The organism is Paenibacillus sp. FSL M8-0142, from assembly GCF_038597315.1.
Classification (GTDB): Bacteria; Bacillota; Bacilli; order Paenibacillales; family Paenibacillaceae; genus Paenibacillus_AQ; species Paenibacillus_AQ lactis.
Genome location: NZ_CP152008.1, coordinates 6049469 through 6062502 on the forward strand (window position 1 = coordinate 6049469; position 13034 = coordinate 6062502).

Genomic DNA, 13034 nt, shown 5'->3' on the forward strand with positions numbered 1-13034 from the left:
TGAGTGTAGCATTGAGGGCTTGTAGAAACGACTAATGCTCGGGACGGTCTGAGGATTTACTTTGCCGTTCTCTGCCCTATCATGACAGAAAAGGAAGAAGCTCCGTCACCTGTGTGCGGAGCTTCTTCCTTTATATAAACGGATATTCCGCTTGCCGTTGGCACGCTCGGACAGGACCCGTATCTTCACTGAGACTATAATAATACTGTGATGATCAGGCTAAGCCGCCGGGCTAGCTTTGGTTAAATGAGCTGCGGCTCCGGACCGCATGGAGGTCGCTGGGACGGTTTTCCGAACAGATATCCTTGCGACAGCTCGATTCCGATTTCCCGGCAGAAATGAAATTCCTCCCGTCTTTCAATCCCTTCGGCAAGCACCATCGCCCCGAACTCGTGAGCCATATGGGTAATGGTCACAAGCTGCCTTTGCTGGGTTGGATTCTGATCACAGCCGTCGATCAGGCTTCGGTCTATTTTGACATAATCCGGTTTCAGCTTGATCATTTGCTCCAAGGTGGAGTAGCCTGCCCCTACGTCATCCATCGCTACCGAAATCCCATGGCTGCGATAGGCCTCGAAGATCGATTGCAGGTGCCCGACATCATCGACCTTCTCGGTTTCCACCACCTCGAATACGAAATCCCCGGGATCGAGCCCGAGTCGTTCAATCGTATGGAAGGTATGGTTCAGGCACATCTGGGCGTCGTAGATCGAAGATGGCAGGAAATTCACGAAGCGCTTCACGCCCTTCGGAAGCCATTGTGCGCTGGTTTCAATCGCAGACGTTCTGGCCGCTTGATCCAGAAAAACCTGCAAACCGGTCTTGCGTGCCGTTTCGAACAGCTCATGGGGCTTAAACGGGATCCCGCCTTTGAGCGGACGCAGCAGAAATTCATAGGCAACAATATGCTCGGACGGATCCACGATCGGCTGCATATAGCTCGTAAATTCTTTATGTAATATAACGTTCACCATATCATAGTGCTCCATCTGCAGCTCAAACCTCTGCATCGGCGTCCAAATATGCCGGGTCTTCGGAGCTTCCCCTCCAGTGACACAGAAGGACAGCTCATCACATAGATTTCGCGGAAGGGATTGCAGACACTCCATAATGGAGATCAGATCGGAACGTTCCTTATAGTTCACAGCACAACTCTCATTGTGTTCCTGCACCGTGTAGCCGTTCTGTGCAAGCAAGCGCACAAGCTCTTGCCGAGCAGGCTTCATATGAACGGTTCTTCCTTGGTCCTCAATCGCTTCAAAGGTGCTGCAATTGTCGCAAATCATGTTCGTCCTCCTTGGCAAGCAAGCTCTCACTATGCTTTATCGGCATTTAGAATATGATTTCTTTGCATTTTATGGATTTCTATCAAACTTATGACCTAATTTTACTGCAAATGCGTAATATCTATGTTAAAGCGACTCTTGATATAGCAAAAATCGACAAGAATTGCCGATAACAACTGACTTTCGACGATCCGACAAAGGAATCGCACCTTTTAATCCGCTTTCTTATGAAGAAGCTGCAGCAGCATGGTCTGCTCTACGTCAAAATGCCACCGGGCATGCCGCTCCTTCGCCGCATACATCGCCGTATCCGCACGGCCGATCAGCTCCTGGTCATCCTTGGCATGATCGGGGTAAACCGCAATCCCGATGCTCGGCGAGGTGTAAATTTCGGTTCCTTCCAGCTCATAGGGCTCGCTCAGCAGCGTCCAGATATCCTCCGCCATCCAGATCAGCTCCTGATCCTCTCCGGCCGGATACAGCATAACCGTAAATTCATCGCCGCCGAGCCGGGATACGATTACGCCCTTTGACTCCAGCGAATGGAGGCGCTGCGCCACCTTCTGGATCAGCAAATCCCCCGCACGGTGCCCATACTTGTCATTCACGCGCTTAAAACGGTTCAAGTCCATATACAGCAGTCCGACACGGAAACCGGCCCGATCTGCTTCGCCCAAAGCTTCCGAAAGCCTGGCGTTAAAATAACGACGGTTATACAGGCCCGTCAAATCGTCGCGGTGCGCGAGCGATTCACTCTTCTGCAGGCTGACATGCAGCCTTTCGAACAAGCGGTCATTCTCGACCTGAATCAGGATTTGCCTGATCAAAATGAGAATGAAGCAGAGGGTCAAGCCGGTAAATAGACCGCTCCATCCCCCGAACCGATGGGCCATCAGGGCAAACATTCCGCCAAGGACGCTGTAGGGCAGCAAATATCGTACGATCAAGGTTCCTGCCGGCCACGGCTTCTTCTCGGATAGGGATCTCCTCCCCCTTCGAGGCAGCGTTTGTCCACCCGCAAAGCCGATAAAGCATGCAGAGAGGGTGTGCAGCGGATATACATATAGGCCAGCTCCGATGTTCATGAAACTATCAAGAAAGATCCGAAGGACATCCCCGAGCGCAAATGCGCTTCCACCAAGGCACAGGAAGATGACCGCCCGCTTGTGCAGCTGCTTAGTGTTAAAATACACGACCAGCGTAAAGAACATCAGTACGATTCCGCACAGCGGATAGAGCATCGCTCCTCCGGCCGACCTCCAGACGGTATCCGTCCCGCTCTCCATCTCCGGCTTAATGAGATACTCCCACCCCACCGTCATCAAGGTAATCGCAACAATGATGATGTCCAGGGTAAACCGAGCGCCCCGCAGCGGACCCTGCACTCGTCTGAACAGGTAAATCAGGGCACCGGCGAACAATAGAGCTTCCAAGCTCCAGAACAGTTCCGCCAGCCGGATGGATCCGCCAAACACCCCTCCAATCCATTCATCACCCGCATACAGGATGCGCCCTATTGCATCGCCGGCCAATCCGGCTGCAATCAGAAGCCAAAATCTGCGAAGATGGCCTTGCTCATACCGACTGCCAATCACCCCGATCAAATACGCGAATGCGGCTATCGGAGCCATAATGGCTAAGATGCGGTGAAGCAATAAAGCGTCCGGCATCCACAGGGCCAATATCCATTGGATCAATGCGTATCCAATCGCGAGCCGAATATATATGGAATCGGATGGACCCGGGCTCATTCATATCCCTCCCTGAAACAAAAGGTAGGCTTGGTCATTCATGATGAATAGGTCTTTCGAATTAAAGCGTTTCCATATCCAATCATACTTTTAGCCCGAGGAAAAGTAAAGAAAGAAGCGCCCAACAACTGGATATTTATAGGCATATAGGCCGCGTAGAATCGTTATTTGCGGAATTGTCCCGGGATTGTAGTCACTCAATCCCCACTTGACACATGGGGTTTATGTAGTATTATTCTTTCATATCAACGTATCTTTGGTTTTATATCCTAGCATAGTTTCATGGAAGGGGTTCTTGTAAAATGGGACAAAGACGATTGGACCATGTAGGCATTGTCGTAAGGGATCTGGAAGCAACGATCGCTTTCTATACGAAGGTGGTCGGCCTTGAGCTCAAGGACCGTCTGACGCACACGAACGGTGTCATCCAGCTGGCTTTCCTCGGCTTTAACGGCAGCGATGAAACCGAGGTCGAGCTGATTCAAGGATACAGCGACTCCCTTCCTGCGGAGGGAACGGTGCATCACTTTGCCGTCAGCACGGACGACATTGAAGCGGAATATGCACGGGTGAAGGAGCTGGACGTTCCGCATCTGGATGAGGAAATCGTCACGCTGCCCAACGGCTACCGCTATTTCTTCGTGCACGGTCCGGAAGGCGAATGGATTGAATTTTTCCAGCGCTAACAGGCCAGGTCTAAGGTTGCCCGCCCGCATATAGAGACTCCTATGGGTCGCCTGGATCATTCGGGTCTTCCATGCCTGGACAGCCACTCATCCCGGCGACCTATACGAACGTAGAAAATCGCCTTCAGGCATGGGGCGTTCCCGTACTGGACAGGTGCTTCCGGTAGGTCTATAATAACGGAAGTATAACCCGTAACTTCATAAATACCGGGGGAGCTGGAATCGGCCGGCTGAGAGTGTATCCCATAGAGATACTGACCCTTATACCTGATCTGGGTAATGCCAGCGTAGGAAGCCATAAGATTGCGGCTGTTCATAAGCCGTAGTATATACTTACGCCGTCATGCGCTCCGATACGATCGGGGCGTTTTTTGTTGTTGTTATGAAGTTAATACGGAAAATGGAAGACATATAAGGAGAGGAGAAACACGATGAAACAACGTACATGGCTCTCTCTGCTGCTCGCCTGCGTCCTGCTTCTGGTCGCTTCCGCCTGCGGGGCAAGCGGCCAGAACGGCGGAAGCGCGCCCGGCAAGCAAGAGACTGCCGGAGAAGGAGAACAGCCGGCCAAGCTCCGCGATGTCCAATTGATGCTGGACTGGTCGGCGAACACGAACCACACCGGATTATATGCAGCCAAGGAGCTCGGATATTATGAGGAGGAAGGGCTGAACGTGCAAATCGTACAGCCGGGCTCCGGGGGAACCGATGCGATGGTCGCTTCCGGCAACGTACCGTTCGGCATCAGCTATCAGGAGGGCGTAACGCTCGCCCGGACACAGGGGCTGCCGCTGGTTTCGATCGCAGCCATCATTCAGCATAATACGTCCGGATTCGCTGCACCGAAGGATCGAGGCATCCAGAAGGCCTCCGATTTTGAAGGAAAATCCTACGGAGGCTGGGGCTCTCCGATTGAGGAAGCCGTCATGAAATCGATCATGGAGATCGATGGAGCCGATGTGAACAAGGTCAACATCGTGAACATCGGAGACGCCGATTATTTTACGGCGGTTAAGCGGGATATTGATTTCGCCTGGATCTACTATGCCTGGACAGGCATTGAAGCCCAGCTTCGCGGCGAGCCGCTGGACATGATCTACGTGAAGGATTATTCCGAACAGCTGGATTATTATACGCCGGTCATCGTAACGAACGAGAAGCTGATCGCGGATGACCCGGAGCTTGTCAAAGCGTTCATGCGCGCAACGTCCAAAGGCTATCAATATGCGATAGACCATCCGGAAGATGCCGCGGCACTGCTGTCGAAGGCAGTTCCCGACCTGGATGCCGAGCTGGTGCTGGAAAGCCAGAAGTGGCTCAGCCCGCGCTATCAAGATGACGCGCCGCGCTGGGGCGAGCAGAAGGCCGAGGTTTGGTCCGGATATGCCGACTGGATGTTTGAGCGCAAGCTGCTGGAGAAGGAATTGGACGCGGAGCGCGCGTTTACGAATGAGTTTTTGCCTGACAAATAGGAGAAGCACTCCCCGCAGCATTGCAATGCTGCTTCGCGGCTCATCGGCATGAGGCTTAACGGCCGTGCAAATGAGAACCCATATACGAAAGGACGATTGACTCATGGCGAATACACTGCTGAGCATTCAAGTCATTCCGCGTACGCCGGACGGCGGAGACAGCATCCCTTATGTGGATGAAGCCATAAAGGTAATCCAGGATTCCGGCGTCAAATACGAGGTCCATGCTTTGGAAACAACGATGGAAGGCGAGCTGCCCGAGCTGCTCCGTATCGTGGAGCGCATGCATGATGCGCTGGTGAAAGCCGGGAGTCCGAGCATCATCTCCCAAGTCAAAATCGCACATCATCCGCAGGGCATCAGCATGGATAAGCTCACGGAGAAATACCGTCCATGAAAAGCTGGTGGAGCTCGATATGGCCGCCCGTCGTGGCGGTCCTCTTCTTTTTGATCGTGTGGCAGGCTGCGGTCTGGATGTTCGATATCGAGAAATTCATTCTGCCTTCGCCGACGGCTATCGGGCATGAAGCCATCACCGGGGCGTCGGGACTTATGGAACACACCTGGGCTACCCTAAAGTTAACCGTGATCGGATTTGCCATCGGAACCGGTATCGGACTCCTGCTCTCTTTGGCTCTGCACAGGGTACCTTTTCTCAAAACAGCCCTTTATCCGCTTCTCATCTTAAGCCAGAACGTGCCGACCATCGCCTTGGCCCCGCTCCTCATGATCTGGTTCGGGTTCGGCATGCTGCCGAAGGTCATCGTCATTACGCTCGTTTGCTTCTTCCCCGTAGCCGTAGCGGCCCTCGACGGGCTGGCACGGACCGACCGCACGATGATGAATTATATGCAGATGACGGGAGCCACGCCGTGGCAAATCTTCACCAAGCTGGAGCTTCCGCACGCGCTGCCATCCATCTTCTCCGGGATTCGGATCGCGGCCACGTATTCGGTCATGGGGGCGGTCATCGGGGAATGGATCGGGTCTGACCGGGGAATCGGCTATTATATGATGCTGCAAAAATCCGGGTACCGGACCGATCGCGTATTCGTGGCCATTCTGGTTATCGTGCTGCTCAGCCTGCTCATGGTAGGCGTTATTACCCTGCTGGAAAAACGGCTGATCCGCTGGAACCGGAAGCATTGATTGGCATGGCTTGGCTATATAGATGCTCTCTGCTTCATAAGTTGAACGATTGGACCGGGATGCGGGGCAAATACATGCAGGGTTCCTCTAAGCATCGCGACTGCTCCCCAGATTATAAATGGTTCTTTCAAATTCAGGTTACAGATAAGGTTGAAATCAGGGATCTTAATAAAGAAGGGAGGCTGCCCATATGCCGCAGCGAGCGACTGATTCCGTCTTGAATTCAACCGGCGGCGCAGCCGCCGCCCCCGCTCCTGCCCTGGAGGTCCGGGGGATTCGCAAGGTGTTCCGCGAGCGGCGCAGTGAAGTGCATGTGCTGGAGGAGCTGTCGCTTAGGGTGCTTCCAGGGGAATTCGTATCGATCATCGGCCCTTCCGGCAGCGGAAAAAGCACGCTCTTTCACATCATCGGCGGATTGATTGCGCCTGATGCCGGCCAGGTCCTCATGGAGGGACGGGAGGTCACCGGGGAGAAGGGCCGCATCGCCTATATGCCCCAGCAGCCGGCCTTGTTCCCGTGGCGGACGATTGAGGACAACGTCCTGCTGCCGGAGGAGCTCCGGGGGATCTCTAAAGCTTCCGCTCGCGCCCATGCCCGCGCTTGGATGGAACGGGCCGGGCTTGGCGGCTTCGAGCAGGCTTATCCGCATACCCTATCAGGCGGGATGCAGCAGCGCGCGGCATTTCTGCGGGCGCTCATGAGCCCGCAGGAGGTCATGTGCCTCGATGAGCCGTTCAGCGCGCTCGATGCCCTGACCCGAAGCGACATGCAGCGCTGGCTGCTCGATATATGGGAGGACACGCGGCGCTCGGTGCTGATGATCACCCATCATATTGAGGAGGCGCTGCTGCTCTCGGACAGCATCTATATTCTGTCCGCGCGTCCCGGCTCGGTTCTGAAACGGGTCGAGGTTCCGTTCACCCGTCCTCGCCGGGAGGATCTGCTGCTGGATCCGTCCTTCATCGAGCTGAAATCCGAGATTTCAGCCGTGCTGCGGCAGGAGCAGCAGAAGCGCAATTGACTAGCAGGGACTGCTATCAGGACGCTGACTTGTTATGCTTCCGGCTGCATTCAAGATGCTGACTTGTTATGTTCCAGCCGCTTTCAGGTGCAGATTTGTTATGCTTCAGCCGCTGTCAGGTGCAGATTTGTTATGCTTCAGCCGATTGTAGGAAATGTTAACTTGCCATTCCTCGGAAGCTTCGGTATGCGTGCTATACCAACTTCATTTGATGCGGATTCAGATCCCATTCCTCAGACGGAACAGCCGGCTGCATGCATAAGCAAGCGGCCGGCGGCTGTTATAGGTTCCGGCACGGAGCCGGATATGTAAAGAATAGCTTCTATATAATATATGTAGAGACAAACTGTAAGAACATTGGAAACGAAAGGAGGGCTCATTATGGCATCCGGAACAGCTTCAACCTCATTACCGCTTGAAACGTATGATCGCGCGGATATCCCGCTCATCGATACGCATATCCATCTCGACAGCTATTCGCTTGCCGATCAGGAGAGCATCGCCTCGGCGCTCGCGATGGGAAACGTCCAATACATCATCACCGTGTCCATGAATCTGCCCTCTTGCAAACGCAATCTGGAGCTGTCGCGAATCTACGGGGACTCCATTAAGCCTGCTTTCGGCTATCACCCGGAGCAGCCTCTCCCCTCTCCGGACGAAACCGAAGAGCTGCTTCGCTGGATGGAGAACCATGTCCAAGACATGGTGGCGGTCGGGGAGGTCGGCCTCCCCTATTATGCAAGACTGGAGGCTGAGTCAGCAGGACATTCGTGGGACAACGCGCCTTATATCGAGCTGCTCGAAAGATTCGTCGCCTTTGCGAAGAAGCACGATAAACCGATCATTCTGCACGCCGTGTATGAGGATGCGGATACCGCATGCGATCTGCTCGAAGCCTACGGGATCGCCCGCGCTCATTTTCATTGGTTCAAGGGCTCACGCGATACGTTAGACCGGATGGCCGCAAGCGGCTATCATATCTCCTTTACGCCGGATATCCTTTATGAAGAAGAGATCCGCGATATTGCGAGAATGTATCCTCCGCAGCTGGTCATGACCGAGACGGATGGTCCTTGGCCGTTCGAGGGTCCCCTTCAAGGGCAGACGACCCGACCGGAAATGACCGCCCTTGCCGCTGCCGCTTGGGCCGAGCTGCAGGGGATTTCCGAACAGGAAGCGCGCAGACAGCTGTATCGAAATGCCGCGCGGCTGTACGGACTATAAAAGCGAACGATACATGCTGGCCGAAGGCAGCTTTTCGTTGGTTTCGACGGTTGATATACTATCCATGGTTCGCGGAGTAATGTGAAATCGGAATCTATGAATCTTGCGTTTCGGTAAACCGCTTCAAGTCAATCTTTATGCAATCGGCTTGTCCTCCCGAAGGAAGCGGTTATACTGATTAATCAGCTCGTCCAGCACCGCCGATTGCTCGAGGACCTTGGGATGATTAAAATCACGATATCGCTGCTTCATCTTATGAAGCTTATTTCTCTCTCGCTCGATATCAAATTTCATGCCGTCCTTCGTTTTCATGATTTATGCCTCCCTTATGTAATATTTTATACTTTAATGTAAAATTCTAGAATGTTTGATGTTAGACATCAGGGAGGCATAACACAGAGGCTCGGAAGCCTGTTATAATACGGAATAATCACTGCAGGGCTTGAAGTTAGCGCGCCCCTTCACATAAAAACAAGGCCGTCCATGAGCAGAGTCTTCTCTGCCCGGACGGCCTTTTTCATATATAGATGCGAGTTCAAGTCGCCGGCTTTTCAGCACCGAAATTTGAACAGCCTCTATAAAATTATTTCAGGTACTTCTCCTGATACGCCTTAGTCATTTCTTCCGTAATTTCCGCCATCTTCGGATCATTCTTGATCGTTTCGATCAATTGATCATACGCTTCAATCGGCTCCTTGCCCGTAATGACCATGACGCGCATGTCTTCCACTTTCTTGGAGATTTCAGGATAGTATTTATTATACGCCTCCGAATACAGCTCTGCCGAAGGATTCGGCACCTTGACCGTCTTGCGCTCCGTTACGATCTCCACGTTGCGCTGATATACCTCATCCGGCATCCCCACGGCGCTGATCGCCATATCGTCGCTCACCAGATGAATCATATTGTTCAGGTTTCCGTCTCCCGTCTTATCGATTGCCGCTTGCGGCGTTGCCACCTTCTTGCCGTTCTCTACCTTGTAATGAACGCCCTCGAGGCCGTACGTCAGCATCTCGTTGCCTTCCACGCTGTAGCCGTAGTCAAAGAACTCCAGAATTTTCTTCACCTTGGCTTCCGGAACCTTCTTCGGAATCAGATATACGCCATAATACGGCGAGCCTGAAGGAGTATATTTCACCCCATTCGCATTTTCCAAATAAGCCAGCGGCATCAGGTCCGCCTTCGGATCAACCTCCTTCACCGGTTGACCGGTTACCCAGGCATGGTTCATGGACATGCCCCCGACTCCGGCCTTGGCGCTGCGCATCGTATCCATGACCTGCGAGAACTTCATGATGGCGAAGTCCTTAGGGAACAGGCCATCGTCATAAGCCTTTTTGATCCACAGCATAGCCTCCCTCGACGCATCCGACGTGATGATCGGAGATAGCGTATTATCCGGCTCCAGCTTCCAGCCCCCTTGCGTCTCGTTGAAAATATTATAAATATAAGCAAGCGCGCCCGGGTTGGCCGCGTACGGAATTTCATCCGCTTGGCCGTTCCCGTTCGGATCTTTCTCCTTAAAGGCCTTTAGCACGTTATAGAATTCGTCGAGCGTCTTGGGCGTTTCCAGTCCCAGCGCATCCAGCCAATCCTTGCGGATCATCGGGAACACGCCGCCGCCATAGCTCGGATAGTAGCGCGGAATAACCATGTTCTTGCCGTCGACCTTCGTGATCTCCCACATTTCCTTCAGCTCTTCGCGGTTTAAACTCGGATAATCCTTAAGGAACGGGGTCAAGTCCCAGAACACCCCTTGCTTCAGCATTTTCTGCAGCTGCGGGTTCTGCATCGATTCGACGAACGTTACTTCCGGCAGGTCGCCGGACGCAAGCATGACGTTAATTTTCTCCTCCGCCGTGGAAGGGGACAGCCAGGTGATGTTCAGCTTGGTGTTGGTTCGCTTCTCCAGCTCCTTCCAGAGAGGATTCGTGTTATCGATGAATTCAGTCGCGTAGTTCAGAGTCTGAATCGTAATGCTTGTCGGCTCTCCGCCATCCTTTCCGCCTCCGCTGCCGCTGGCGGTGCCTCCCGAGCCGCCACCGCATGCACTGAGCAGGAGCGAGCTGGCCAAGATCAGTAAGCTGGCCGTCTTAACAAGCGATTTTCCAGGCTTGAGCTTCATTGTTTTCATAAAATGGACCTCCCTTTATCATTGGATTGGCTTCTGTCTGAACCTGATGGATAATGGATGTTGTATCCATGTGTAACCATATATCGAATCATTCCTTGACGGAGCCTACCATCGCCCCTTTGGCGAAGTGCTTCTGCAGGAATGGGTACACCAGCATGATCGGCACGGTTGCAATAACGACCGCCGCCATTTTCAATGTTTCGGTCGGAACCTGCCGGTTCACTTGGAACGCAAACCCTCCGCCATTGCCTGATCCCATCGTTGTCGGATCGACGAGCATATTTTGCAGCAGCACCTGAAGCGGCCACATCTTCTGGTCGTTAATGAACATCAAGGCGTTAAAGTACGTATTCCAATAGCCGACCGCGAAGAACAATCCGAAGGCAACGAGGGCAGGCAATGACAATGGCAGAATGATGCGCCAGAACACGCCGATATCATTGGAGCCGTCGATCATGGCGGCTTCCTCCAGGCTGACCGGAATGCTGTCGAAGAAGCCCTTCATGAGCAGGACATACCATGCACTGGTCAAGCTCGGCAATATAAGCGACCAGACGCTGTCGATCAGTCCCAGATTGCGGACGACCAGGTAGAGCGGAACGAGCCCCGGCGTGAAGAGAAACGTGAGCAGCACCATGATCATCATCGCTTTGCGGAACCGCAGGCGTTTACGGGACAATGCATACGCCATCCCGCCCGTAACGAGCAGGCTGAGGAGCGTGCCGATCGTCGCCAGGAACACGCTCACCGATATCGAGCTGACAAATAATCCGTTCGACAGCAAATGCTTGTACGCATCCAGGGTCCAGACCCGCGGCCATAAAATCAGGCTTCGTTGATAATACTCCACCGGATCCGTAAACGAAAGAATCACGGTATAGTAAATGGGAAATATCGTTGCCAGACCGACGACCAGCAGCAGCCCGTTATTTACGAGGCTAAAGAGCCGCGTCTTCCAACCTTTCTCATGCATGCTTCCATCCTCCTTGTCTTCGTCGATGTTCTAGTACAAACTTTCCTGGCCGTATCGTCTGGCCAACCGGTTGGCGGTAACGACCATAATGACGCCGACGATCGATTTAAACAATCCGATAGCCGTGCTGTAGCTGAACTCTCCCTGCCGGATCCCCACCCTGTAAACATAAGTGTCGAACACTTCGGCCACCTGGGTGACAGGCGCATTCATCATCAGATAAATCTGCTCGAATCCCGTATCGAGGATCGTTCCCAGGCGGAGTATGAGCAGGATCATAATCACATTGCGCATGGCCGGCAGCGTAACATGCCACATTCGTCTAAAGCGCCCCGCGCCGTCCATGACGGCCGCTTCATACAATTGAGGATCAACGCCGGCGATGGCCGCAAGGAATATAATCGTTCCCCACCCGATCTCTTTCCAAATGGACTGTGCCGTAAGCATGGCCCAGAAGTAGTTCGGATTGGAGAGAATATCGACCGTCTCCCAATTCATGGACATGAACCACTTGTTGACCAAGCCCTCGGATTGCGAGAACATCAGATAAGTCAAGCCATAGATCAGCACCCATGACAAAAAGTGCGGAATATACACTAACGATTGGATCGTTCGTTTATAAAGGGAGCTTCGAACCTCATTCAGCATCAGAGCCAGTATGATCGGCGCCGGAAAAAAGAAAATCAAGCTCAGGAAGCTAATCGCAAGCGTATTGCGCAGCAGCATCCAGAAATCATTGTTGGAGAAAAAGCGGATGAAATGCTCAAAGCCTACCCAAGGGCTCCCCAGCACCCCGAAGTACGGCGAATACTCCTGGAAGGCAATGACGAGATTCGTAATCGGAACGTATTTGAAAATGATAAAAAAGATAAGGCCCGGCAAGGCCAGGACATACAAATATTTATCGCGCGCTACATCCGCCCATAGCCGTCCCCACTTCGTTTTGGACTTCCCGGAAGTGGGAGCTTTCCTGCTTGCTCCCCTGTTCTTCGGTTCGATCTGAACGGTCTCCAGTTCTTTCATCGTTATTCCCTCGCTTTCAGCCTCGTCATCTCGTTTCGATCTGCCGTTCATTTGGAACGCATTCTAAATGTAAACGGTTCCAACATTCCCTGCAATTTCACTTTTTTTCCGCCGGCCCTTCCCCTCGTTCCAATCGATGCAGCATCCGCGCAAAGCTTGATACGTCAAGTGGTTTGGCTTGTCCATTTCCTTCTCTTGCACTTTTTTTCCTGGAGGTGATTTAGGCAGATACGACCTTTTCACTGCACCGCTCATTCGTTATGATAATACTTAATCCATCCCGGCTTACTTCGACCAAGCCTTTGATTTCGTTTA

The 13034-nt window shown here is 52.9% G+C and carries 12 protein-coding genes and 1 riboswitch; of the genes, 6 read left to right on the plus strand and 6 right to left on the minus strand.

Features of this window, described 5'->3' with window-relative positions; translation table 11 throughout:
* Nucleotides 1–242: 242 nt before the first annotated feature.
* The gene (locus tag NSQ46_RS27455) at nucleotides 243–1286 is read right to left on the minus strand and encodes an EAL domain-containing protein (RefSeq protein ID WP_028404740.1); all 1044 of its coding nucleotides are present in this window, start codon (nucleotides 1284–1286) and stop codon (nucleotides 243–245) included.
* Between the two features lie 212 nt (nucleotides 1287–1498).
* A complete protein-coding gene (locus tag NSQ46_RS27460) occupies nucleotides 1499–3037 on the minus strand; it encodes a GGDEF domain-containing protein (RefSeq protein WP_210094222.1) in 1539 nt (512 codons plus the stop codon).
* Nucleotides 3038–3339: 302 nt separating this feature from the next.
* Here NSQ46_RS27460 and NSQ46_RS27465 point away from each other — a divergent pair, with 302 nt between their 5' ends.
* The 6 genes from NSQ46_RS27465 (at nucleotide 3340) to NSQ46_RS27490 (ending at nucleotide 8589) form a co-directional block, all read left to right on the plus strand.
* Entirely contained in the window at nucleotides 3340–3723 is a 384-nt protein-coding gene (locus NSQ46_RS27465; protein ID WP_007130524.1) for a VOC family protein, read from the plus strand.
* A gap of 199 nt (nucleotides 3724–3922) precedes the next feature.
* Nucleotides 3923–4034, plus strand: a riboswitch (TPP riboswitch).
* A 120-nt stretch (nucleotides 4035–4154) separates the two neighbouring features.
* Nucleotides 4155–5195 carry an ABC transporter substrate-binding protein gene (locus NSQ46_RS27470; protein WP_342575434.1) on the plus strand — a complete coding sequence of 347 codons (1041 nt, stop codon included), beginning with the start codon at nucleotides 4155–4157 and terminating at the stop codon, nucleotides 5193–5195.
* A gap of 103 nt (nucleotides 5196–5298) precedes the next feature.
* Nucleotides 5299–5592 (plus strand): MTH1187 family thiamine-binding protein, encoded by a 294-nt coding sequence (locus NSQ46_RS27475; protein ID WP_340897672.1) that lies wholly within the window; start codon nucleotides 5299–5301, stop codon nucleotides 5590–5592.
* On the plus strand, nucleotides 5589–6344 hold the full coding sequence (locus NSQ46_RS27480; protein WP_342575436.1) for an ABC transporter permease: 756 nt from the start codon (nucleotides 5589–5591) through the stop codon (nucleotides 6342–6344). Before NSQ46_RS27475 ends, NSQ46_RS27480 begins: the two co-directional genes overlap by 4 nt.
* Before the next feature lie 190 nt (nucleotides 6345–6534).
* Nucleotides 6535–7365, plus strand: coding sequence for an ABC transporter ATP-binding protein (locus NSQ46_RS27485; protein WP_342575437.1), 831 nt, complete (start codon nucleotides 6535–6537; stop codon nucleotides 7363–7365).
* Nucleotides 7366–7746: 381 nt separating this feature from the next.
* Nucleotides 7747–8589: a TatD family hydrolase gene (locus NSQ46_RS27490; protein ID WP_007130529.1), complete on the plus strand. Its 843-nt coding sequence runs from the start codon at nucleotides 7747–7749 to the stop codon at nucleotides 8587–8589.
* Nucleotides 8590–8724: 135 nt separating this feature from the next.
* Here NSQ46_RS27490 and NSQ46_RS27495 read toward each other — a convergent pair whose 3' ends face one another.
* The 4 genes from NSQ46_RS27495 to NSQ46_RS27510 form a co-directional block, all read right to left on the minus strand.
* A complete protein-coding gene (locus NSQ46_RS27495; RefSeq protein WP_028404736.1) occupies nucleotides 8725–8901 on the minus strand; it encodes an aspartyl-phosphate phosphatase Spo0E family protein in 177 nt (58 codons plus the stop codon).
* Between the two features lie 271 nt (nucleotides 8902–9172).
* The gene (locus NSQ46_RS27500; RefSeq protein ID WP_342575440.1) at nucleotides 9173–10723 is read right to left on the minus strand and encodes an extracellular solute-binding protein; all 1551 of its coding nucleotides are present in this window, start codon (nucleotides 10721–10723) and stop codon (nucleotides 9173–9175) included.
* Between the two features lie 88 nt (nucleotides 10724–10811).
* The gene (locus NSQ46_RS27505; RefSeq protein WP_007130532.1) at nucleotides 10812–11696 is read right to left on the minus strand and encodes a carbohydrate ABC transporter permease; all 885 of its coding nucleotides are present in this window, start codon (nucleotides 11694–11696) and stop codon (nucleotides 10812–10814) included.
* Nucleotides 11697–11726: 30 nt separating this feature from the next.
* Entirely contained in the window at nucleotides 11727–12770 is a 1044-nt protein-coding gene (locus NSQ46_RS27510) for a sugar ABC transporter permease (RefSeq protein WP_342575441.1), read from the minus strand.
* Nucleotides 12771–13034: the final 264 nt, after the last annotated feature.